This is a genomic window from Micromonospora sp. NPDC002717, assembly GCF_040295705.1.
Classification (GTDB): Bacteria; Actinomycetota; Actinomycetes; order Mycobacteriales; family Micromonosporaceae; genus Micromonospora.
Genome location: NZ_JBEOVW010000001.1, coordinates 380688 through 402839 on the forward strand (window position 1 = coordinate 380688; position 22152 = coordinate 402839).

Consider the following 22152-nt stretch of genomic DNA (forward strand, 5'->3'; position numbering starts at 1 on the left):
GCCCCGGCAGGTAGCCGGTCCGGCGATCAGTCGAGGCCGCCGTAGGAGTGCAGGCCCTCGAAGAAGATGTTCACCCCGAACAGGTTCATCAGCATGGTGAGAAAGCCGACCACGGCCAGCCAGGTGGCCACGTTCCGCTTCACGCTCGGGGTGGCCCGGGCATGCAGGTAGCCGGCGTAGATCACCCAGGAGATGAACGACCAGGTCTCCTTCGGGTCCCAGCCCCACGGCCGGCCCCAGGCCGCCTCGGCCCAGATCGCCCCGGCGATCACCGCGAAGGTGAAGATCGGAAACGCGAAGGCGTGCAGCACGAAGGTCAGCCGCTCCAGGGCGGCCGCCGCCGGCACCCGCTTCGCCAGGGTGTACGGGAAGCTTCGCCTGCCCTGCTCGTAGCCGGAGCGCATCAGGAACGCCACCGCGGGGACCGCGCCGAGCAGGAGGATGCCGGAGGCGAAGATGACCGTCGAGACGTGGATGACGAACCAGTACGAGTTGAGCGCCGGCACCAGCGGCACGATCGGCACGTAGAGCACCAGCTCGGCGGTCGCCAGCAGCAGCACCATCACCAGCGACAGGAACAGCCCCAGCCGACGCAGCATCGGCAGCTTCCAGAGCACCACCAGCCAGGCGGCGGCGCCGATCCACGAGACCGTGAGCACGAACTCGTACATGTTGCCCCAGGGCATCCGGTCGGCGGCGACACCGCGGGCGACCAGTGCCCCGAGGTGCAGCAGCGCGCCGAGCGCGGTGACGCCCACCGCGATCCGGCCGGCCAGGCGGGCCCGGTGCGCGGTGCGCTCGGCGGCGGTCGGGCCGGTCGCCACCGGCTCGGGCGGGACGCTGCCGCCGGCCGCGCCGACGCCGGCCCCGACCAGTTCGCGGGCGGGTGCCGCGACGTGGGCGCGGGCGTTGCCGAGCGCGTACTCGACGGCGTGGCTGATCATCGCGACCAGGTACGCCAGGATCGCGAACGACACCAACTGGTCGGAGAGTGCGGACATCACTCGGCTCCTTCTCGCGATCCGGCCCGCTCGTCGCCGGCGCGATCGACACCGGCCCGCCCGTCCGACCCCCCGTCACCGCTGACCGCGGCGACGAGCTGCGCGAACTCGTCGGCGAACCCTGGATGGTCGGTGCGCGGCAGGCCACCGGCCTCGACCAAACTACTACCGCCCGTCGGAGATCCACCCGCGGGGTCGGTCGGCAGCACCCGGAAGAAGACCCGGCGGCGCCGGCCGAACAGCGAGCCCATCAGCCCGACCAGCAGCACCCCGGAACTGACCAGCAGCAGCGTGGAGCCCGGGTCGTACCGGACCGACAGGGTGATGTACGGCAGGCTGTCCAGGAACTCGACCGTGCTGCCGTCGTCCAGCGTCCAGGTCTCGCCCTTGCGGAGCAGCTTCGTGCCGACCTCCTTCACCTTGCCGGCCCGCACCTGCCGCTGGTCCAGCTCGTAGATCGAGCCGGGGATACCCGCGTCCAGCCCCAGGTTGCCCCGGTAGGCGACGAGGTTCAGCGCCGGGTTGCGCTCGGTCGGGTACTCGGAGCGCGCGAACGGCGCCGACGCCGGTGCGGTCGGCAGGTAGAGACCCGAGAAGGCCATCTGGAGGTCCGGGTCCCGGTTGCCGGTGGCCGGGTCGACGTTGGCGTCCGGGAAGGCCGCCAGCCCCTCGCTGGTCAGCCCGACGTCGCCGGTGGTCAGGAACGGCACGGCGCTGGTCTGGCTGCGGCCGAACCGGTCGGTGTAGCGGATCACCGGGGCGTAGCCGTGGCCGAGCAGGTAGACGTTCGCGCCGTCGAGGCGCAGCGGGGAGTTGACCGAGAACTCCGCAGGCCGCGGCGCACCGCCGGCCTCGTCCACGGTCACCCTGGCCGAGTAGAACTCCGGCTGGCCGGACTCCAGGAACCGGGCCTCGAAGTCGTCGAGCTGGATGCAGAAGTCCGGCAGGTCCTCGCTGCCGACCCGGGGGCCGAGCTTGCTCTCGGCGTACTGCTGCTGGGTGTTGCAGAAGGCGTTGTCCTTGCCCGCGACCAGCAGCTTGTTGCCGTTCCAGCCGTACCAGGAGCCGAGCGCGACGCCGACCAGCACGACCACCATCGAGGTGTGGAAGAGCAGGTTGCCGGTCTCCTTGAGGTAGCCCTTCTCGGCGGAGACCTCGTCGCCGCGGACCGCCACCCGCCAGCGCCGTCGGCGCAGCGTCTCGGCGATCGCCGCCGCGCCGCCCTCGGGGGCGGGCAGCACCGCGTGCTGCGGCAGCCGGTCCAGCCGCTTCGGGGCGGCCGGCGGCTTCGACCGCAGCGCCCGGACGTGGTCGCGCAGCCGGGGGGTGATGCAGCCGATCAGCGAGGTGAACAGCAGCAGGTAGATCGCGGAGAACCAGACCGAGCCGAACGCCTCGAAGGCGCCGATCCGGTCCAGCACCGGGGCCAGGTCGGGGTGCTCGGTGAAGTAGTCCCGCACGTCCTCCGGGTTGACCCCGCGCTGCGGCAGCACCGAGCCGGGGATGGCGGCGACCGCGAGCAGGAACAGCAGCACCAGCGCCGTACGCATGCTGGTGAGCTGCCGCCACGAGTTGCGCAGCAGGGCCAGCAGCCGGTTGGGGCGGCGCCGGGGCGCCTCGGCCGGCGTCGCCGGCCGCTCGTCCACGACGGTCATCAGATGCTCACCTCGCCCACCCCGACGGTGGTCTGCAACCAGATCACGAAATTCGTCCACCCGCCGGTGACCAGCGCGAGGCCGATCAGGATCAGCAGGGCGCCGCCGACCCGGGTGATCCAGCGGCTGTGGCGCCGGACGGCGCGGAAGACCCCGAGCAGGCGCTGGAAGCCCAACCCGAAGACGACGAAGGGTATCCCCAGCCCCAGGCAGTACGCCACGGCCAGCACCACGGCCCGGTCGGTCTGCCCCTCGACGGCGGCCATGCCGAGCACCGCGCCGAGCGTCGGGCCGACGCAGGGCACCCAACTGAGCGCGAAGACCGCGCCGAACACCGGGGCGCCGAGCAGCCCGGCGGCGGGCAGCCGGTGGATCCGGAACTCCCGCTGCAGCCCGGGGACCACCCCGACGTAGCCCAGGCCGAGCACGACGATCAGCGCGCCGATGACGATCTCCAGCGTGCGCTCGTACTCGAAGAAGACCCGGCCGACGCCGGCGAAGAGGATCGCGGTGGCGGTGAAGACGACGGTGAAGCCGGCGATGAACAGCAGCGTGCCGGCCAGCACCCGGCCCTTCACGGCGGCGGCGGCCGACGCGGTGCGCTCCCGCACCGCCACCCCGCCACCACCCGTGGGCTCCGTGGGCGACGGCGCGGGCCGCCGGCCCTCCAGGTCCGCCCCGGCGAGGCCGGTGACGTACGACAGGTAGCCCGGCACCAGCGGGAGGACGCACGGGGAGAGGAAGCTGACCAGGCCGGCGAGCGCGGCCGCGCCGATGGCGAGCAGCAGCGGACCGGACTGGGCGAGTTCCCGGAACGTCTCGCCCATCAGCGGGAACCGTTGGGGGCGGCCTGCTCGGCCGCGATCCGCTCGACGATGGGCTGGAGGCCCTCCTGCTTCACCGCCGCGCGGATGACGGCGGCGATCCGGCCGTCCCGGTCGAGCACGATGGTGGCCGGGATGGTGTTCGGCGGGATGTCGAGGGCGAGCGCGACCCGGCTGGGCGGATCGAACAGGCTCGGGTAGGTCACCCCGAACCGCTCCTCGAAGGCGATGGCCTTGTCCCGGCTGTCCTGGATGTTGACGCCCAGGAAGGTGACCCCGGAGCCCTTGGTGGCCTGGTAGGTCTTCTCCAGGTCGTCCGCCTCGGCCCGGCACGGGTTGCACCACGAGCCCCAGAAGTTGACCACGACGACCTGGCCGCGGTCCTTCGCCACGTCGTGGCTGCCGCCGGTGAGCAGCTCGCCGGAGATCTTCGGGGCCGCGGAGCGCTCGTCGGGCGCGCACTCGATGACGCCGTCGGAGTTGGTGCCGCAGGCGTCCTCCCGGCTCTGCGAGGAGCAGCCGGCCAGCGCCACCGTCGTGACGGCGGCGAGCAGACCCGCGGTCCACCTCCGGGCGTTCATCAGGCCCCCTTGGCCGTCCGGGCGGTCGCCGACATCGCGATCAGGTGCGCGGCCGGCTCGGAGTAACCGATGCCGACCACCTTGGCGCCGTCGAAGTGGAAGGAGGTGAGGCTGGCCAGCCCGCACTGACGCCGGCGCGGGTCGTGCCAGAGCCGCTTGCGTTCGACGTGGCGGCGCAGCGTCCAGATGGGGAGCTGGTGCGAGACGAGCACGGCCTCGCGCCCCTCTGCGGCCACCCGGGCGGCGTGCAGGGCGGCGAACATCCGCTCCGCGATCGCGCGGTAGGCCTCGCCCCAGGACGGGGTGACCGGGTCCCGCAGCACCCACCAGTTGCGCGGGTCGCGGAACGAGCCGTCGCCGGGCGAGACCTTCTTGCCCTCGAACCAGTTGGCGCTCTCGATGAGCCGCTCGTCCACGCCGACCGGCAGCCCGAACTGCGCGGCGATCGGCTCCGCCGTCTGCTGGGCGCGCTCCAGCGGGCTGGCCACCACGTGCACGACCTCCCGCTCGGCGAGCCCCTGCGCGGCGGCCTTGGCCATCTGCACGCCGAGCTCGGAGAGCCGGAAGCCGGGCAGCCGGCCGTAGAGGATGCCCTCCGGGTTGTGCACCTCGCCGTGCCGCAGCACGTGGACCACCGTCTTGCTCACCGCTGCGTCCCCTTCGTTCGCGACTGCGGGGCTCGCAGACCCGGCTCACTCCTCGCGCTCACCGCTACCCCCCGTGACCCGCCGCTGCCGCCGCGTTGGCCGCCACCGGCAGGGCGGCGGCGATCTGCTCCAGAGCGGCGTCGTCCAGCGCCGCCGACACGAACCACGCCTCGAACGCGCTCGGCGGCAGGTAGACGCCGCCGGCGAGCATCGCGTGGAAGAACGCCTTGAAGGCCGGCACCTGCTGGGTGCGGGCGCTGTCGTAGTCGACCACGTCGGCGTCGGTGAAGAAGATCGAGAACATGTTGCCCGCGTACGACAGCCGGTGCGGCACCCCGGCGGCGGCGAGCGCGTCGGCGGCGAGCTTGCTCACGACGGCGGCCGTCTCGTCGAGCCGGCGGTAGACCTCGTCGTCGGCCAGCCGCAGGGTGGCCAGGCCGGCGGCGCAGGCGAGGGGGTTACCGGAGAGCGTGCCGGCCTGGTAGACGGGCCCGGCGGGGGCCAGTCGCTCCATGATCTCCGCGCGCCCGCCGAACGCCGCGGCCGGCAGCCCACCCCCCATGACCTTGCCGTACGTCCACAGGTCGGCGTCGGAGGCGTCGAGGCCGTGCCACCCGGCGCGGGAGACCCGGAACCCGGTCATCACCTCGTCGACGATGAGCAGCGCGCCGTGCGCGTGCGCGATCCGGGCGAGCTGCTGGTTGAAGCCGTCGCGCGGGGCGACCACGCCCATGTTGCCGGCGGCGGCCTCGGTGATGATCGCCGCGATGTGCTGGCCCTCGGCGGCGAACGCCTGCTCCACGGCGGCGACGTCGTTGTACGGCAGCACGATCGTGTCGCCCGCCGCCGCACCGGTCACGCCGGGCGAGTCGGGCAGGCCGAGGGTGGCCACGCCCGAACCGGCGGCGGCCAGCAGCGCGTCGGAGTGCCCGTGGTAGCAGCCGGAGAACTTGACGATCCGGGGGCGGCCGGTGAAGCCCCGGGCCAGCCGGATCGCCGACATGGTGGCCTCGGTGCCGGAGTTGACCAGCCGGACCTGCTCGACCGGGGTGCGGTCGACGATCTCGGCGGCCAGCTCGACCTCGCCCGGGGTGGGGGTGCCGAAGCTGGTGCCCCTGGCGGCGGCGACCCGGATCGCGTCCACCACCTCGGGGTGCGCGTGGCCGAGGATCAGCGGGCCCCAGGAGGAGACCAGGTCGACGTAGCGCCGGTCGTCGGCGTCGTAGAGCCAGGGCCCCTCCCCCCGGACCATGAAGCGCGGTGTGCCGCCGACGGCACGGAAGGCGCGCACGGGGGAGTTCACCCCGCCGGGCACGATGGCCTTGGCGCGGTCGAACAGGGCCTCGGAGGCCGGCGCGTCGGCCGGGTAACGGCCGGATCCGGCGGGAAACATATCGGTCACGATGCCGCCATTGTGTCAGCGCCGGGCGGCGAATCGGCAGGCACCCCGCACCGGGGTTACCAGGCTCACCCGCTCCGGCCTCCCGAGCGGTCCCGCCGCGCCCGTCCGGGGCTCCGGGTCGGCGGTGCTCCCGCTCGATGGGTGCGGCACCCCGGCTCGACAGGCCGGGTCGCCGGGATCGCGCTAGGCTGACCCGGTGGATCGTGCCGAACTGTCCATCACGCTACACCGGACGGGCGACGAAGCTGTGCTGCGCCTGGCCGGTGAGATCGACATGCTCACGGCCGCCCAGCTGTCGACCGTCGTCAACGAGGTGCTCGCCGATCCGCCGCCGCGGATCGTGCTCGACCTCGGCGGCGTCACCTTCTGCGACTCGCAGGGCCTGGGCACCCTCGTCGTGCTCAGCCGGAAGGCCAGCCACGCGCAGAGCCTCCTGGTCCTGACGAACGTCGGCGACTTCCTGCTCCGCGTCCTGGACATCACCGGCCTCCGCAGCGCCCTGATGATCCGCAACGACCAGACCACGGCCTGACCCACTCCCCCACCCCGCACGTCCCGGCCCCAGCCCTCGCGATCTTGCACTTTTCGGCCCGAAATTTGTCCGCCTTTGCGCTCTTTGCCGGGGCGGAAATTGCAAGATCGACGCGGGAAGCCGGGCGGGGGCCGGGTGGGTCAGGGGGTGTTGCCCCAGCGGGCCTGTTCGAGAAGGTCGACGGCGCGGTCGCGGGCGTCCGGGTCCTCCGTCCGCAGCATCGCGGTGGCCTCGTCGACCGCGTCGGTGAGCACCCGCCACTGCGCGTCGCGCTCCCGCACCAGATCCGACTGGGCCGCGAGCTGCCGGGTCTTCACCCACAGCTCCACGAAGACCGACACCTTGGCCCGCAACACCCACGGGTCGAACGGCTTCGTGAGGTAGTCGACCGCGCCGACCGCGTAGCCGCGCAGCGCGAGCTGGGCGTCCCGGTCCGCGGCGGTGAGGAAGATGATCGGCACGTGCCGCGTACGCTCACGCCGCTTGATGTGGCTCGCCGTCTCGAAGCCGTCCATGTCCGGCATCTGGGCGTCGAGCAGGATCACCGCGAAGTCGTCGACCAGCAGCTGCTTCAGTGCCGCCTCGCCGCTCTCCACGGCGACGGACTGGACCGGCAGCCCCTGGAGGATCGCCTCCAGCGCCATCAGGTTCTCCCGGCGGTCGTCCACCAGGAGCGCTTTGGCCATCTGGGTCACGAACTCTCCTCGGCTCGGCTGCCGCTGATCCAGGACGACATGAGTTCGATCAACTCGTCCAGGTCGACGGGCTTGGTGATGTAGTCGGTTCCCCCGGCCGCCAGCGCCGACTCACGGTCGCCGGGCATGGCCTTCGCGGTCAGGAAGACGATCGGGAGGTCGGCGAACCGGTGGTTGCGCCGGATCTGCCGGGTCGTCTCGTAACCGTCCTGATCGGGCATCATCGCATCCATCAGGACAATGTCCACTTCCGGATGCTCGGCCAGGAGGCGGACGCCGTCCGCCCCGTTGTCGGAGTACAACACGGTGAGCCCGTGCAGTTCCAACGCGCTGGTCAGCGCGAAGACGTTCCGGACGTCGTCGTCGACGATCAGCACGGTGGCCCCCTCGAGTCGCCGGGTGGCCGGCGTGGAGGCCGGCTCGGGCAGCTCCGGCGGCGGCATCAGCAGCGACGACGGCAGCCCCGCCCGGGCCGGCGACGGCGGCAGCGGCGCCACCACCGCGTCCGGCGCGAGCACGTCCGGCACGAAGAGGGTGAACGTCGAGCCCTGCCCGGGCGCCGACGACACGACGATGCTGCCGCCCAACAGCCGGGCCAGGTCCCGGCTGATCGACAGGCCCAGCCCCGTACCGCCGTAGCGGCGGCTGGTGGTGCCGTCGGCCTGCTGGAACGCCTCGAAGATCAACGACAGCTTGTCGTCGGAGATGCCGATCCCGGTGTCGACCACCGTGAACGCGATGACCTGCCGCGCGTTGGTCAACGCCGGCACGTCGAAGGCCGTGTTCTCGGGCGCCGGCGCGATCCGCAGCGTCACCGCGCCGTTGTCGGTGAACTTGACCGCGTTGGAGAGCAGGTTGCGCAGGATCTGCTGGAGCCGCTGGGCGTCGGTGACCAGGGCCGGCGGCAGGTCCTTGCTGATCCGCACCTGGAAGTCCAGGCCCTTCTCGTCGGCCTGCGGCGCGAACGCCTGCTCCACGTAGCTGCGGATCTCGTCGAACCGCACCTCGGTGGGCTCGACGTCCATCCGCCCCGCCTCGATCTTGGACAGGTCCAGGATGTCGTCGATCAGCGACAGCAGGTCGGAGCCGGCGCCGTGGATGGTCCGGGCGAACTCGATCTGCTTCGGGGTGAGGTTCTGCTCCGAGTTCTCGACCAGCAGCCGGGCCAGCAGCAGCAGGGAGTTCAGCGGCGTACGCAGCTCGTGGCTCATGTTGGCCAGGAACTCCGACTTGTACGCCGACGCCCGGGTGAGCTGCTGGGCCTTCTCCTCCAGGCCGAGCCGGGCCAGCTCGATCTCGCGGTTCTTGGTCTCGATGTTGCCCTTCTGCTCGGAGAGCAGCTGCGCCTTGTCCTCCAGCTCGGCGTTGGTGCGCTGAAGTTCGGCCGACTGCTCCTGCAACTCGTGGGCGAGCCGCTGGGACTGCGCGAGCAGTTCCTCCGTACGCCGGTTGGCCTGGATGGTGTTGACGGCGATGCCGGTGGTGAGCACCAGCCGCTCCAGGAAGGACAGGTGCAGCTCGGAGAAGGGCGTCACGCTGGCGAACTCGATCACCCCGAGCAGCTCGCCCTCGAAGAGCACGGGCAGCACGACCAGGTCGGCCGGCGGGGTCTCGGCGAGCCCGGAGCGGAGCATCAGCCTGCCGTCCGGCGTCCCGCCCATCCGGATCGTCCGGCGGGAGAGGGCGGTCTGGCCGACCAGCCCCTCGCCGGGCCCGAAGGTGACGTCGTGCCCCCGGGCGACGTAGCCGTACGAGGCGGTCAGCCGCAGCCGCATCACGCCCTCGGAGGTGTCCGCCAGGAAGAACGCGCCGAGCTGCGCGTCGACCAGCGGGGTCACCTCCATCATGATCATGCGGCAGACCTCGCCGAGGTCGCGCTGGCCCTGGAGCAGTCCGCCGATGCGGGCCAGGTTCGAGTCGAGCCAGCCCTGTTCGGCGTTCTTCTTGGTCGTCTCCCGGAGGGTGACGATCATCTGGTTGATGTTGTCCTTCAGCTCGGCGACCTCGCCCTGCGCCTTGACCGCGATCCGCTGGGTCAGGTCGCCCCGGGTCACCGAGGTGGAGACCTGCGCGATGGCGCGCAGCTGGGTGGTGAGGGTCGAGGCGAGCTGGTTGACGTTCTCGGTGAGGTCCCGCCAGGTGCCGGAGACGCCCTTCACCTGCGCCTGGCCGCCCAGCTTGCCCTCGATGCCCACCTCGCGGGCGACGCGGGTGACCTCGTCGGCGAACGACGAGAGCTGGTCCACCATCGTGTTGACGGTGTTCTTCAGCTCCAGGATCTCGCCCTGCGCGTCGACCGTGATCTTCTGCGACAGGTCGCCGTTGGCGACGGCCGTGGTCACCGAGGCGATGTTGCGCACCTGCGACGTCAGGTTCGACGCCATCGAGTTCACGTTGTCCGTCAGGTCCCGCCACGTACCGGAGACGCCCTTGACCTGGGCCTGACCGCCCAGCTTGCCCTCCGTACCCACCTCGCGGGCCACCCGGGTCACCTCGTCGGCGAACGACGACAGCTGGTCCACCATCGTGTTCACGGTCGACTTCAGCTCCAGGATCTCGCCCTGCGCGTCGACCGTGATCTTCTGCGACAGGTCGCCCTTCGCGACGGCGGTGGAGACCTGGGCGATGTTGCGCACCTGGGCGGTCAGGTTGGACGCCATCGAGTTCACGTTGTCCGTCAGGTCCCGCCAGGTGCCGGCGACGCCGCGCACCTGGGCCTGACCGCCCAGCTTGCCCTCCGTACCCACCTCGCGGGCCACCCGGGTCACCTCGTCCGCGAACGACGAGAGCTGGTCCACCATCGTGTTGACCGTCGACTTCAGCGCCAGGATCTCGCCGCGGGCGTCCACGGTGATCTTCTGGGACAGGTCGCCCTTCGCCACCGCCGTGGTCACCGAGGCGATGTTGCGCACCTGCGACGTCAGGTTCGACGCCATCGAGTTCACGTTGTCCGTCAGGTCCCGCCACGTACCGGAGACGCCCTTGACCTGGGCCTGACCGCCCAGCTTGCCCTCCGTACCCACCTCGCGGGCCACCCGGGTCACCTCGTCGGCGAACGACGAGAGCTGGTCCACCATCGTGTTGACGGTGTTCTTCAGCTCCAGGATCTCGCCCTGCGCGTCGACCGTGATCTTCTGGCTGAGGTCGCCCTTGGCGACGGCGGTGGAGACCTGGGAGATGTTGCGGACCTGGCTGGTCAGGTTGCCGGCGAGCTGGTTGACGTTCTCCGTCAGGTCGCGCCAGGTGCCGGAGACGCCGCGCACCTGGGCCTGGCCGCCCAGCTTGCCCTCGATGCCCACCTCCCGCGCGACCCGGGTCACCTCGTCGGCGAACGACGAGAGCTGGTCCACCATCGTGTTGACGGTGTCCTTGAGCTCCAGGATCTCGCCCTGCGCCGCCACGGTGATCTTCTGCGACAGGTCGCCCCGCGCCACCGCCGTGGAGACCTGGGCGATGTTGCGCACCTGCGACGTCAGGTTCGACGCCATCGAGTTGACGCTGTCGGTGAGGTCCTTCCAGGTGCCCGCCACGTTCGGCACGTCGGCCTGGCCGCCCAGCTTGCCTTCGGTGCCCACCTCGCGGGCCACCCGGGTCACCTGCTCTGCGAAGAGCCGCAGGGTGTCGGTCAGGTAGTTCATCGTGTCGGCCAGCTCGGCGACCTCACCGCGCGCCCCGACCGTGATCTTCTGCGACAGGTCGCCCTTGGCCACCGCCGTCGCCACCTGGGAGATCGACCGCACCTGGCCGGTCAGGTTCGACGCCATGGTGTTCACCGAGTCGGTGAGGTCCTTCCAGGTGCCGGCGACGCCGCGCACGTCGGCCTGGCCGCCCAGCTTGCCTTCGGTGCCCACCTCGCGGGCCACCCGGGTCACCTCGTCCGCGAACGACGAGAGCTGGTCGACCATCGTGTTCACGGTGCGCCCGATGCGCAGGTACTCCCCGCGCAGCGGCCGGCCGTCGATCTCCAACGCCATGTGCTGGGACAGGTCGCCCTCGGCGACCGCCACGATGACCCGGGCGATCTCGGTGGTGGGCCGGCCGAGGTCATCGATCAACGAGTTGACGGCCCGCTGGCCCTCCGCCCAGGAGCCGTCCAGCCCCTCGTCGTCCAGGCGCTCGGTGAGCCGGCCGTCCCGGCCGACGATCCGGCTGATCCGCCGCAGGTCGAGGTACTGCCGCTCCTGGAGCGAGACGACCTCGTTGAAGGCGTCCGCGACCTCGCCGGCCCGGCCCGCCCGTCGGGGCAACCGGACCTTGAGGTCGCCGCGGCCGACCCGCCGCAAAGCCTCGGTCAGTTCGACGAGGAGCGCCTCGTGGTCGGGCGCGGACGGATCCGCGGTCGCCGACTGTTTCGCCGTGGTCATCATTCCTCGCTCAGCTCGGGGCCACCGACTCCTGCACGCAGGCCATCCCATCATTGTGCCCGCGACGTCGCCCCCGCCACGTCTGCGCGACCGCTCGCCACGCGCGGCAATCATCCTGCCCGTCCCGTTTCGCCCCGTCCGCACGGCCGGTCGCCACACGCGGCAACCGTCCCGTTCCCGCCCGTCCCGCCGCCGGCCGCCACGCGCGACCCGACGCCCTCCGCGCCGCCCGTCGGGCACCGGCTTGGCAGCCGAGCGGACGGCGGTGGAGGATACGGGGGTGTCAGCGGAGACGGGGCCCGCGGAGACCAGGGGCCGAGACCAGCACGTCCGGCGCGTCCGGCTCCCCGCCGACCGGCGTACGCCCGCGGCGGCGCGGGCGCTGGTGCGCTCGGTGCTCACCGAGGCACACCTGGACGAACTGGTCAACGAGGCGCTGCTGCTGACCACGGAACTCTCCACCAACGCGGTGGAGCACGCCCGCACCGAACTGGACATCGAGGTCGTCGCCGACCCGGACGGGCTCACCGTCACCGTCTCCGACTTCGCCGCCGGCCCGGTGGACGAGCTGACCGTCGGAGTCCGCAACGACGCCACGGACATCGACGAGGTCTCCGAGCGCGGCCGGGGCCTGCTGCTGGTCGACCACTTCGCCAACCGCTGGGGCACCACCTATCTGCCGACCGGCAAGGGCGTCTGGTTCCGGCTGGACCGGCCCGACCCGGCCGGCGACGGGGAGACCCATGCCGGGCGGGAGACGGCGCCGAGGGCCGCGGCCGCCGGGGGTGGCGCCGCCGCGACGGCGGAGAGCTCCGCGCCGAGCGCGGGGGCGATGAGCGAGTTGATGCAGACCACCCCCGACCCGTACGCCGAGGACCCGCTGCCCGACTTCGCGACCGGCCTGCTCACCCGGGTCGCCGAGATGGTCGGCGCGGCCGGCGGGGTGGTCCGGCTGGACCGGGGGGACGGACAGGGCGCACAGGTACTGGCCCGGTACGGCCGCCAGCCCCGGCCCGGCAACGAGCTGCTCCGGGTGCCGCTGGCGGTGCACCGGCCGTACAGCGGGGAGCTGGAGCTGGACGCGGCGCCGTCGGCGTACGCCCGGCCGCTGGCGGTGCTGATGGCCGAGCGGCTCTCGCTGCACCTGGAGAACGACCGGCTGCGCCGGGCGGACGTCCGCCGCCAGGCCTGGCTGACCTTCCTCGCGGAGGCCAGCGAACTGCTCGCGCAGTCCCTGGACGTCGAGCTGACGATGGCGCTCATCCCGCAGCTCGTGGTGCCCCGGCTCGGGCAGTGGTGCGCGGTGCACACCACCGACGAGTGGGGCCGGCTACGCCTCGCGGCGGCCAGTCATGCCGACGAGTCGGTGCTGCCCCACCTGCACAAGGTGCTCCAGGAGACCGGCCCGGAGTCGGTCCAGGCCCGGTTGCGGGAGGCGTCCCGCAACGGCACGCAGATGCCGCTCGGCGCGCCGATGGAGGGCTTCGCGGTGCCGCTGATCGCCCGTGGGCAGCGCCTCGGCACCCTGGCCGTGGGCCGGCACCAGCGGCACCGGCACGACCCGGACGAGGTCGCCGTGCTGGAGGACGTGGCGCGGCGGGCGGCGCTGGCGATCGAGAACGCCCGGATCCACGCCGAGCGCCGCCGGGTCGCGCAGACCCTCCAGCAGTCGCTGCTGCCGCCGGTGCTGCCCGTGGTCGAGGGCATCGGCTTCGCCGCCGAGTACGTCCCGACCGGCGACGACGCCGACGTCGGCGGCGACTTCTACGACGTGGTGCCGCTGCCGGACGGGCGCTGGCTGGTGGTGGTCGGCGACGTCTCGGGCAAGGGGGTTCAGGCGGCCACGGTGACCGGGCTGGTCCGCGACGTCATCCGGGTGCTGGTCGGCGACGGCAAGCCGCTGCCGGAGGCCCTGGCCCGGGTCAACGAGACGCTGGTCGAGCGGGGTGGCGGGCGGTACTGCACGCTGGCCCTCGCGGCCGTCGGGCCGGGCGACGGCACGCAGCTCGACGTGTCGTTGCACCTCGCCGGCCACGACCGGCCGGTGCTGCTGCGCTCCGGTGGCGGGGCCGCCTTCGTCGGCGCCGGCGGCACGGCGCTCGGGCTGCTCGACGCGATCACCTCGCCGACGGCGGAGATCCCGCTCGAGCCGGGCGACTCGCTGGTCTTCTACACCGATGGGGTCACGGAGCGGCGGCGGGGCCGGGAGCTGTTCGGCACCGACCGGCTGCGCGACGCCGCCGCCCCGCTCGCCGGCTACTCGGCCGACGTGGTGGCCGCCCGGCTCCGTTCGACCGCGCTCGGCTTCTCGGCCGAGGCGCCCCGCGACGACATCGCCATCCTGGTGCTCCGCAACGACGCCGCCTGACGACGCGGCCTCGTCAGAGGCCGCCGGGGAGGCGGCCCGGGGCGAGGCGGTGGTGCGGGTCGAGGTGCTCCTTGGCCGCGCGCAGCCGGGGCAGCCCGGCCAGCTCGCCCCACAGGTCGACGGCCCGCCGGACGGCCGGCGGCGCGGAGAGCACCACGCACCGCCCCTGCCGGGCGAGGAGCACCCCGCGGACGGCGGCCAGGATCGAGGCCACCCGGTCGGGAGCCATGGCGCCGGGCAGGGCCGCGTGCACCACGCCCAGGCCGGCGGAGCCGCGCACCGGGACGGGGGCGCCGGCGGCGTCGCGCAGCGCGTAGACGGCGGCGTGCAGGTCGGCGATCGGCACCTCGATCCGCAGCGCCGTGTCGCCCGGGCCGAACGGGTAGCGACGCCACCACTCCGGCGCCGAGTGGCTGACCCCGGACCTGCCGCCGAGGAGCGTGACCAGGCGGTCGGCCCGCTCGGCGACGTCGGCCGGGCCGCCCTCCAGCAGCACCGCGAGCCGGCCGGCGCCGGCCGGGCCGAGCGCGGCGCGCCCCGCCATGGACGGGTGTCGCGCCATCGACTCGGCCCGGCCGTCCTGGCGCGGCCGGGGTCCCGCGCCGGCCGGCAGGTCCAGCTCGACCGCGGCCGGGTCGAGGCGCGCGGCGAGCACCGTGCGGACGAGGTCGTGCACCTCGAGCGGGGTCCAGACCGGCCGGGTGACCCAGATCCGGCCGGCCGGCACGGCCTGCACCCGCAGGGTCGCGGAGACCAGCACGCCGAGCGCCCCCTGCGAGCCGCAGAGCAGCCGGGCCAGCTCCAGCCCGTCGACGCCGCCGCCGGCGTTGACCAGCTCGCCGTCGGCGTCGAGGTAGCGCACGCCGAGGAGCTGGTCGCACGGGCTGCCGTGGCGGTGCCGCAGCGGGCCCGCCTCGCCGGCGGCGAGCACGCCGCCGAGGGTCGCGCCGGGCGAGGGGGCGTCGACCGCGAGCCGCTGCCCGGTGCGTTCGAGCGTGGCCTGCACCGCGCGCAGCGGGGTGCCCGCGCCGACCTCGGCGGTGGGCGCGCCGGTCGGCTGGTGCCCGATCCCGGCGAGCCGGCCGGTGTCGAGCATGATGTCGACCCGGTCGGGGGCGGCGCCCCAGTCGATCTTCGTGCCGGCGCCGCGCGGCACGACGGTCAGGTCGTGCCGGGCCGCCAGCCGCAACACCTGGGCGGCGGCGTGCGGGCCGCCGGGCACGGCCACCCAGCGGGCCGGGCGCCCCGCCACCTCGTCGGCCGGGCCCGCGAGGCGGGCGAACGGCGGGCCGCAGATCTCCGTCAACCGCCGGGTGATGTCGAGGGCTCCGGGTCGGTCGGTGGAACTCGCTGCTGCCGCCATGCCGGTCATCGTACACATGTTCGAAAGATGTGGCGGCGGGTCGACCGACGAGGCCACCCGGAGGGCGACCCGCGCCGGTAACGTGACGCCGTGACCACCGAGACCCCCGTGCCCACGGCGAAGCGGGTGCCCAGCGAGCGCACCCACCACGGCGACACCGTCACCGACGAGTACGCGTGGCTGGCCACCAAGGACGATCCGGCGACGATCGCCTACCTGACCACCGAGAACGCGTACACGGAGGCCCGGACGGCGCATCTCGACGGGTTGCGCGCCGACCTGTTCGAGGAGACCCGCCGGCGCACCCAGGAGACCGACCTGTCGGTGCCCAGCCGCAAGGGCGGCTACTGGTACTACACCCGCACGGTCGAGGGGCAGCAGTACGGCGTGCAGTGCCGCCGGGCCGTCCGGGACGGCGAGACCGACCCGCCGGTCAGCGCGGACGGCGCGCCGCTGGAGGGCGAGGAGGTGCTGCTCGACGGCAACCTGCTCGCCGAGGGGCACGACTTCTTCGCGCTCGGCGCGTTCGACGTCAGCCCCGACGGGCGGTGGCTCGCATACTCGACGGACTTCTCCGGCGACGAGCGGTTCACGCTGCGGGTCAAGGATCTCTCCACCGGCGAGTTGCTGCCCGACGAGGTGCCCGACACCTTCTACGGCACCGCCTGGTCCGCCGACGCCTCCGTGTTGTTCTACGTGACAGTGGACGAGGCGTGGCGGCCCAACCGGGTCTGGCGGCACACCCTGGGCACCCCGTCGAGCGAGGACGTGGTGGTCCACCAGGAGGACGACGAGCGCTTCTGGGTCGGCGTCGAGCTGACCCGCTCCGAGAAGTTCGTCCTCGTCGACATCCACAGCAAGATCACCAGCGAGGTGCTGGTGATCCCGGCCGGCAACCCGACCGGCGCGCCCGCGTCCGTGGCCCCCCGGCGGCAGGGCGTGGAATACACGGTCGAGCACCACGGCCACCGCTTCCTGATCCTGCACAACGACGGCGCCGAGGACTTCGCGCTGGCGTACACCTCGGCGGACACGCCCGGCGACTGGGTTCCGCTGATCGAGCACTCGCCCGGCACCCGGCTGGAGGCGGTGGACGCCTTCGCCGACCACCTGGTCGTCTCGCTGCGCAGCAACGGGCTGACCGGGCTGCGGGTGCTGCCGATCGGCGGCGGCGACGCCTTCGACATCGACTTTCCGGAGCCGCTCTACAGCGTCGGCCTGGACAGCAACCCGGAATACCAGACCAGGCAGATCCGGCTGCGCTACACCTCGCTGGTCACCCCCGACTCGGTCTACGACTACGACCTGGTCACCCGGCAGATGGTGCTGCGCCGGCAGAAGCCGGTGAAGCCCGGGCCGGACGGTCGGGCGTACGACCCGGCCGACTACGAGCAGCACCGCGACTGGGCGCTCGCCGACGACGGGACGCGGGTGCCGATCTCGCTGGTCTGCCGGGCCGGCACGCCGAAGGACGGCTCCGCCCCCTGCGTCATCTACGGCTACGGCTCGTACGAGGCGAGCATGGACCCGTGGTTCTCCATCGCCCGGCTGTCCCTGCTGGACCGGGGCGTCATCTTCGCCGTGGCGCACATCCGCGGCGGCGGCGAACTGGGCCGCCGCTGGTACGACCAGGGCAAGATGCTGACCAAGAAGAACACGTTCACCGACTTCGTCGCCTGCGCCCGGCACCTGGTCAAGGCCGGCTGGACGGCGAGCGACCGGCTCGTCGCCCGGGGCGCCTCGGCCGGCGGGCTGCTGATGGGCGCGGTGGCCAACCTCGCCCCGGACGCGTTCGCCGGGATCGTCGCGCAGGTGCCCTTCGTGGACGCGCTGACCTCGATCCTGGACCCGTCGCTGCCGCTGACCGTCACCGAGTGGGAGGAGTGGGGCAACCCGCTCGACGACCCGGAGGTGTACGCGTACATGAAGTCCTACACCCCGTACGAGAACGTGCGGGCGGTGGACTACCCGGCGATCCTGGCGGTGACCAGCCTCAACGACACCCGCGTGCTCTACCACGAGCCGGCGAAGTGGATCGCCCGGCTGCGGGCGGTCGCCCCGCAGGGCGACTACCTGCTCAAGACCGAGATGGGCGCCGGCCACGGCGGGCCGAGCGGTCGCTACGACGCGTGGCGCGAGGAGGCGTTCATCAACGCCTGGATCCTCGACCGCCTCGGCCGCGCCTGAACCACGGCGGGGTGACCGGAACGCACGGGAGCCGGGCGGAGGACGATCCGCCCGGCTCCCCGGACGGGAACGGCGACCGGGGCGACGCGGCAGCGGAGCCGGGCGTGGCCCGGCGCGGGCCGACCTGGGTGATCCTCGCGGTGGTCGCCGCCGCACTGCTGGTCTGCTGCTGTTCGGCGGTGCTCGGGCTGGCCCTCTCCTGGTCCGCCGGCCTGTTCGGTCCGCGCTGACGGCCCTGGCGACCGGCACGCCGGGTACGACGTCTCCGCCCGCCGTTCCGGTCGGCCGGGTCAGCGGGAAGTGGGGATCAGGGCGGCCGCCTCGCCGGTGCGTGCCATCCGCTGCCAACGCAGCCGGTTGCCGATCAGCGCGGTGACCACCGACTGCACCACCACCAGGTACATCACCTGGCGGTAGATCAACTGCTGGAACGGCAGGCTCCACAGCGGGCCGGGGCGCTCCCGGTCCAGCCGCAGCGCGTACGCGGCGGTGGCCGCCTGGAGCAGCAGCAGCCCCGCCCAGGCCAGCACCAGCGTCGACCAGGGCAGGAACATCAGGCCGTAGACGGCGTAGACGTCCACCGCCGGGGCGGCCAGCGGCAGCACGATCTGGAACACGGTCAGGTACGGCAGGCCACGCCGGCCGAGCTTGCCGCCGGCGCCCCGCTCGCGCAGCGCGTGCCGGTGCTTCCACATCGCCTGCATGGTGCCGTAGCACCAGCGGTAGCGCTGCCGCCAGAGCTGCCGCAGCGAGGAGGGCGCCTCGGTCCAGGCGATGGCGGCCTCCTCGTAGACCACCCGCCAGCCGGCCCGCAGCACCTTCATGGTGAGGTCGGTGTCCTCGGCGAGCGTGTCCGCGGGCACCCCGCCGACGGCGAACAGCACCTCACGGCGGAACGCCCCGATCGCGCCGGGGATGGTCGGCATGCACTCCAGCACGTCGTACATCCGGCGGTCGAGGTTGAAGCCGATCACGTACTCCAGGTGCTGCCAGCGGCCGAGCAGCCGGCGCCGGTTGGCGACCTTGGTGTTGCCGGAGATCGCGCCCACCGTCGGATCGGCGAAGCCCTGCACCAGCCGGCGCACGGTGTCCGGCTGGAAGACGGTGTCGCCGTCGACCAGCACCAACAGGTCGGCGCGGGCGACCCGGATGCCCGTGTTCAGCGCCGCCGGCTTGCCGGCGTTGGCCTGCCGGATGACCCGCACCCCGCGCAGCCCGAGCCGCTCGACGATCCCGGCGGTGTCGTCGCTGGACCCGTCGTCCACGACGATCACCTCCAGCGCCGGGTAGTCGCTGGCGACCAGCGACCGGACGGTCGCGGCGATGTTCGCGGCCTCGTTGTACGCGGGCACGATCACCGACACCGGCGCGGTGATCGCCGGCCGTGCCCGCCCCGGTCGGCGGACCCGCCGCACGTGCACCTGGGCGCAGATCACCTGCACGACCAGCCGGGCCACGCCCAGCACCAGCGCGAGCCCGAGCAGCAGGTCCATCGCCCCGGCCAGCCAGCCGGCGCCGGCCTGGGTCCACCGGAGGGCGTGGCCGGCGAGCCGGCTGCCCCCGCCCGCCGGCACCATGGAGGCCGGTGCGTCGATCCCCTCCGAGACCGTGGTGAACCGGTAGCCCTGCTGGGTCAGCGCGGGCAACAGCCGGTCGAGGGCGGCCACCGTCTGGGCCCGGTCGCCGCCGCCGTCGTGCATCAGCACCACCGCGCCGCGCCCCCGCTCCGGGGTGGCGGCCTCGACGATGGCCGGCACGCCGGGCCGCTGCCAGTCCCTGGTGTCCCGGTCGGCGAGCACGGCGACGTGGCCGATGCCGGCGGCGGCGCGCAGCGCGGCGTACTCGGGGCCGGTCAGCGCCGACGGGTGCGACGAGAACGGCGGCCGGAGCAGGGTGACCTCGCGGCCGGCCGCCCCGGCGACCGCCTTGCGGGTGAGCGAGAGTTCCAGGTCCCGCCGCCAGTCGGCGGCGGCGCCGAGGTCGGCGTGGGTGAAGCTGTGCGAGCCCAGCTCGTGACCCTCGGCGAGGATCCGGCGGACCAACTCGGGGTGCTCGTTGACCCGGGCGCCGACCACGAAGAAGGTGGCGCGCGCGCCGTGCCGGCGCAGCGCGTCGAGCACCTGCGGCGTCCACCGCGGGTCCGGCCCGTCGTCGAAGGTCAGCGCGATCGTCCGGTCGGGCATGACGCGGCTGACCGGCCGATCCTGGTCGAGCCGCAGCACCGGCCCGCCGGTGGCGACCTCCTTCGGCACCGCCGGCCCGGCGGACGTGTCGGCCCGCGCCCCGCCGGAGCCGCCGGCCAGCCCAGTCACGAGGCCGTCGACGGTGAGCGCCGCGAGCAGCAGCGCCAGCCCGAGCAGGAGCAGGATCCAGTGTGCCCGCGGGTCACGGCGGGCGACGTGCCGCGCCACCGCTAGCTCGGCTTGCCCGGGGACCGGCTGGGCTTCGCGGTGCGCCGCTCGTCGCCCTGGCCGGGCTGCTCGGAGCGGGTCGGCCGGGCGGTGGGAGCGCCGGTGGCCGGGGCGGTGCCGGCCGTGCGGGTGGGCGCCGGGGCCGAGGTGCTGGTCAGGGGGGACGGACGGGGGCCGGTCGGCGACGCGCCGCCCAGCTCGCCGCGGCCGTCCACCCCGGCTTCGAGCGGTGCCGCCGGGCGGCTGTCCGACCAGCCGGGCAGCGACACCGACGAGTCCATGAAGAGGCCGGCGGCGATCAGGCCGAGGCTGGTGAGCAGGCCCAGACCCATCGCGGTGCCGGCGATCACCGTGAGCCGGCGGCGACGCCCGGTCCGGTCGACGAACACCGGCGGCGCTCCGCCTGGCTGGTTGTGCATCTGTTGAGCTCCCGCTGCCACACGCGACGGACCTTCCGGCCCAGGCCAGGACCCGTCCGGGCGGGTCTCCAGAGCAAACAGCGCCCAGGTCGCCACCGGCGTTACACAGCTCAGGTTCCCCACAGTTTCTCCGCCACCGCGCACCGAGGAACAGCAGGCCGGGCGGCAGGGAGGCCCGTGCGGCGGCGAGCCGCGCGGGCCGCCGAGGCTCAGGCGGTCGGGGGCCAGCCGGGGTCGCGGCCGGTGTGGCAGAGCAGCCGGTCGAACTCCGGCAGGTCGGCGGCGCTCGACACCGGTTCCGCGAAGACGCCCATCTTCCGGGCCTGCGGCCCGAGCTGCGCCACCAGCTCGTGCAGCGCGGCCGTCGCCTCCGGGGCGGGCCGGTACGGCTGGCCGGTGGCGACGGCGAGGTCCCAGCCGTGCACCGTCAGGTCCAGCAGCACCATGCCGCCGACCGTGGCCTGCGGCATGCCCATCCCCGGCGAGACGCCCTCCAGCGAGGACGGGTCGGACCAGGCGTCGACCAGCCGCCGCGTCTCGGCCTCGAACCGGTCGCGCCAACCATCCGTGAGCTGGCCGGGCCGATCCGCCCATTCGACGGGGCGCTTCGCCGCGAGGGCCTGGAAGTTCACCACCACCTGGAACAGGTGGTCGAGCAGGTCGCGCACCGCGTACTCGCGGCAGGGCGTCGGCAGGTCGAGCTGATCGTCGGCGATGCCACGCACCACCGCCACGGTCGGCGGCGCGGCCACCGCCAGCAGGTCACTAGTCTGGGTTGCCATACGGCCAGCGTATGAGGATGGTCTTGAAGAAATGCGACAGCAGCCGCGCGGGGACAGCCGGGGCATCCTGGACCCGGCCCGGCTGCTGCGCCAGGTCCGCTTCCGCCGGCACCTGCCCGCCGTGGCGCTCCGGCCGTACGTCGAGCACTACTGGCTCGTCGACTGGGAGCTGAGCGAGCCGCTCACGCAGCAGGTCGTGCCGCACCCGGCGGTGAACGTGGTGTTCCGCCGCGACGGCGACGGCCCGGAGACCGCCGAGGTGGCCGGCGTGGGGCGGAAACTGTTCTCGATCACGCTGTCCGGCGTCGGCCGGGTCAGCGGGGTCCAGTTCCGGCCGGGCGGCTTCCGGCCGTTCTGGCGCGGGCGGTCGGTCGCCGAGCTGACCGGGCGGCGGTGGCCGGTACCGTCGCTCGCCGACCGCTGGCCGCCGGCCGCCGACCTGGTCGCCGCCGCGTCGGCCGCCGAGGGGCCGCCGTCCGCCGGCCGCTGCGACGGTACGGACACCGAGCGCTGCCGGGCACTGGACGACCTGCTGCTCGGCTGGGCGCCGGCGGCCGACCCGGTCACCGACGAGGTGATCGGCCTGGTCGAGGCGATCCGCGCCGACCGGACGGTGCTGCGGGTGGACGACTTCGCCCGGCGGCACGGGCTCTCCGTCCGCCGGCTGCAACGCCTGTTCCTCGCGCACGTCGGCGTCGGCCCGAAGTGGGTGATCCGCCGGTACCGGCTCCAGGAGGCCGTCGAGCAGGCCGCGGGCGGCCCGCCGGACTGGGCGGCGCTCGCGGCGGACCTCGGCTACAGCGACCAGGCCCACCTGGTCCGCGAGTTCACCGCCGTCATCGGCGTCTCGCCGGCCGCGTACGCCCGCTCGGTCGGCTGACGCCCGCCCCGCCTGCCAGCGTCAGGACGGGCCCCTTCCAC

17 protein-coding genes are annotated in these 22152 nt (G+C 73.5%); 5 read left to right on the plus strand and 12 right to left on the minus strand.

What is annotated here, in order from left to right; genetic code table 11:
* Window positions 1-26 precede the first annotated feature (26 nt).
* The 6 genes from ccsB to hemL all read right to left on the minus strand — a co-directional run bounded on the left by ccsB (window position 27) and on the right by hemL (window position 6110).
* Entirely contained in the window at window positions 27-1001 is a 975-nt protein-coding gene (gene ccsB / locus ABT006_RS01855; protein ID WP_350701959.1) for a c-type cytochrome biogenesis protein CcsB, read from the minus strand.
* A complete protein-coding gene (resB, locus tag ABT006_RS01860; protein WP_350701961.1) occupies window positions 1001-2656 on the minus strand; it encodes a cytochrome c biogenesis protein ResB in 1656 nt (551 codons plus the stop codon). The genes ccsB and resB overlap by 1 nt, the downstream gene beginning before the upstream one ends.
* Window positions 2656-3483: a cytochrome c biogenesis CcdA family protein gene (locus ABT006_RS01865; RefSeq protein WP_350701963.1), complete on the minus strand. Its 828-nt coding sequence runs from the start codon at window positions 3481-3483 to the stop codon at window positions 2656-2658. The genes resB and ABT006_RS01865 overlap by 1 nt, the downstream gene beginning before the upstream one ends.
* Window positions 3483-4061 carry a TlpA family protein disulfide reductase gene (locus ABT006_RS01870; RefSeq protein WP_350701965.1) on the minus strand — a complete coding sequence of 193 codons (579 nt, stop codon included), beginning with the start codon at window positions 4059-4061 and terminating at the stop codon, window positions 3483-3485. Before ABT006_RS01870 ends, ABT006_RS01865 begins: the two co-directional genes overlap by 1 nt.
* Window positions 4061-4708, minus strand: coding sequence for a histidine phosphatase family protein (locus tag ABT006_RS01875; protein ID WP_091099474.1), 648 nt, complete (start codon window positions 4706-4708; stop codon window positions 4061-4063). Before ABT006_RS01875 ends, ABT006_RS01870 begins: the two co-directional genes overlap by 1 nt.
* A gap of 64 nt (window positions 4709-4772) precedes the next feature.
* Window positions 4773-6110, minus strand: a complete 1338-nt coding sequence (gene hemL, locus ABT006_RS01880) for a glutamate-1-semialdehyde 2,1-aminomutase (RefSeq protein ID WP_350701966.1) — start codon at window positions 6108-6110, stop codon at window positions 4773-4775.
* A gap of 196 nt (window positions 6111-6306) precedes the next feature.
* Here hemL and ABT006_RS01885 point away from each other — a divergent pair, with 196 nt between their 5' ends.
* The gene (locus tag ABT006_RS01885; RefSeq protein ID WP_350679152.1) at window positions 6307-6642 is read left to right on the plus strand and encodes an STAS domain-containing protein; all 336 of its coding nucleotides are present in this window, start codon (window positions 6307-6309) and stop codon (window positions 6640-6642) included.
* Window positions 6643-6782: 140 nt separating this feature from the next.
* Here the strand turns inward: ABT006_RS01885 and ABT006_RS01890 are convergent, their stop codons facing one another.
* Entirely contained in the window at window positions 6783-7337 is a 555-nt protein-coding gene (locus tag ABT006_RS01890) for a response regulator (protein WP_350701968.1), read from the minus strand.
* Window positions 7334-11701, minus strand: a complete 4368-nt coding sequence (locus ABT006_RS01895; protein WP_350701969.1) for a HAMP domain-containing protein — start codon at window positions 11699-11701, stop codon at window positions 7334-7336. The genes ABT006_RS01890 and ABT006_RS01895 overlap by 4 nt, the downstream gene beginning before the upstream one ends.
* A gap of 280 nt (window positions 11702-11981) precedes the next feature.
* Here ABT006_RS01895 and ABT006_RS01900 point away from each other — a divergent pair, with 280 nt between their 5' ends.
* Complete coding sequence (locus ABT006_RS01900; protein ID WP_350701971.1) at window positions 11982-14069, plus strand: SpoIIE family protein phosphatase; 2088 nt, start codon at window positions 11982-11984, stop codon at window positions 14067-14069.
* A gap of 13 nt (window positions 14070-14082) precedes the next feature.
* On the opposite strand, the gene ABT006_RS01905 is transcribed toward ABT006_RS01900, so the two are convergent.
* Window positions 14083-15432: an FAD-binding oxidoreductase gene (locus ABT006_RS01905; protein WP_350701972.1), complete on the minus strand. Its 1350-nt coding sequence runs from the start codon at window positions 15430-15432 to the stop codon at window positions 14083-14085.
* A 90-nt stretch (window positions 15433-15522) separates the two neighbouring features.
* Here ABT006_RS01905 and ABT006_RS01910 point away from each other — a divergent pair, with 90 nt between their 5' ends.
* Together ABT006_RS01910 and ABT006_RS01915 are read left to right on the plus strand one after the other, a co-directional pair.
* The gene (locus tag ABT006_RS01910; protein ID WP_350701974.1) at window positions 15523-17619 is read left to right on the plus strand and encodes a S9 family peptidase; all 2097 of its coding nucleotides are present in this window, start codon (window positions 15523-15525) and stop codon (window positions 17617-17619) included.
* Between the two features lie 11 nt (window positions 17620-17630).
* Window positions 17631-17849 (plus strand): hypothetical protein, encoded by a 219-nt coding sequence (locus tag ABT006_RS01915; protein ID WP_350701975.1) that lies wholly within the window; start codon window positions 17631-17633, stop codon window positions 17847-17849.
* Between the two features lie 60 nt (window positions 17850-17909).
* On the opposite strand, the gene ABT006_RS01920 is transcribed toward ABT006_RS01915, so the two are convergent.
* From ABT006_RS01920 to ABT006_RS01930, 3 genes are all read right to left on the minus strand, one after another.
* On the minus strand, window positions 17910-20030 hold the full coding sequence (locus ABT006_RS01920; protein ID WP_350701976.1) for a bifunctional polysaccharide deacetylase/glycosyltransferase family 2 protein: 2121 nt from the start codon (window positions 20028-20030) through the stop codon (window positions 17910-17912).
* A gap of 2 nt (window positions 20031-20032) precedes the next feature.
* A complete protein-coding gene (locus ABT006_RS01925; RefSeq protein ID WP_350701978.1) occupies window positions 20033-20449 on the minus strand; it encodes a hypothetical protein in 417 nt (138 codons plus the stop codon).
* Window positions 20450-20658: 209 nt separating this feature from the next.
* Complete coding sequence (locus ABT006_RS01930; RefSeq protein WP_350701980.1) at window positions 20659-21231, minus strand: TIGR03086 family metal-binding protein; 573 nt, start codon at window positions 21229-21231, stop codon at window positions 20659-20661.
* A gap of 31 nt (window positions 21232-21262) precedes the next feature.
* On the opposite strand from ABT006_RS01930, the gene ABT006_RS01935 reads away from it, so the two are divergent.
* Window positions 21263-22111 (plus strand): DUF6597 domain-containing transcriptional factor, encoded by an 849-nt coding sequence (locus ABT006_RS01935; protein WP_350701982.1) that lies wholly within the window; start codon window positions 21263-21265, stop codon window positions 22109-22111.
* Window positions 22112-22152 lie beyond the last annotated feature (41 nt).

What these genes read in the sequence shown, in the direction of transcription:
- ABT006_RS01895 (WP_350701969.1), bottom strand. Translation starts at nt 11,701, where the DNA reads ATGACCACGGCGAAACAGTCGGCGACCGCGGATCCGTCCGCGCCCGAC.
- ABT006_RS01935 (WP_350701982.1), top strand. Translation starts at nt 21,263, where the DNA reads ATGCGACAGCAGCCGCGCGGGGACAGCCGGGGCATCCTGGACCCGGCC.
- ABT006_RS01925 (WP_350701978.1), bottom strand. Translation starts at nt 20,449, where the DNA reads ATGCACAACCAGCCAGGCGGAGCGCCGCCGGTGTTCGTCGACCGGACC.
- ABT006_RS01865 (WP_350701963.1), bottom strand. Translation starts at nt 3,483, where the DNA reads ATGGGCGAGACGTTCCGGGAACTCGCCCAGTCCGGTCCGCTGCTGCTC.
- ABT006_RS01930 (WP_350701980.1), bottom strand. Translation starts at nt 21,231, where the DNA reads ATGGCAACCCAGACTAGTGACCTGCTGGCGGTGGCCGCGCCGCCGACC.
- ABT006_RS01870 (WP_350701965.1), bottom strand. Translation starts at nt 4,061, where the DNA reads ATGAACGCCCGGAGGTGGACCGCGGGTCTGCTCGCCGCCGTCACGACG.
- ccsB (WP_350701959.1), bottom strand. Translation starts at nt 1,001, where the DNA reads ATGTCCGCACTCTCCGACCAGTTGGTGTCGTTCGCGATCCTGGCGTAC.
- resB (WP_350701961.1), bottom strand. Translation starts at nt 2,656, where the DNA reads ATGACCGTCGTGGACGAGCGGCCGGCGACGCCGGCCGAGGCGCCCCGG.
- ABT006_RS01905 (WP_350701972.1), bottom strand. Translation starts at nt 15,432, where the DNA reads ATGGCGGCAGCAGCGAGTTCCACCGACCGACCCGGAGCCCTCGACATC.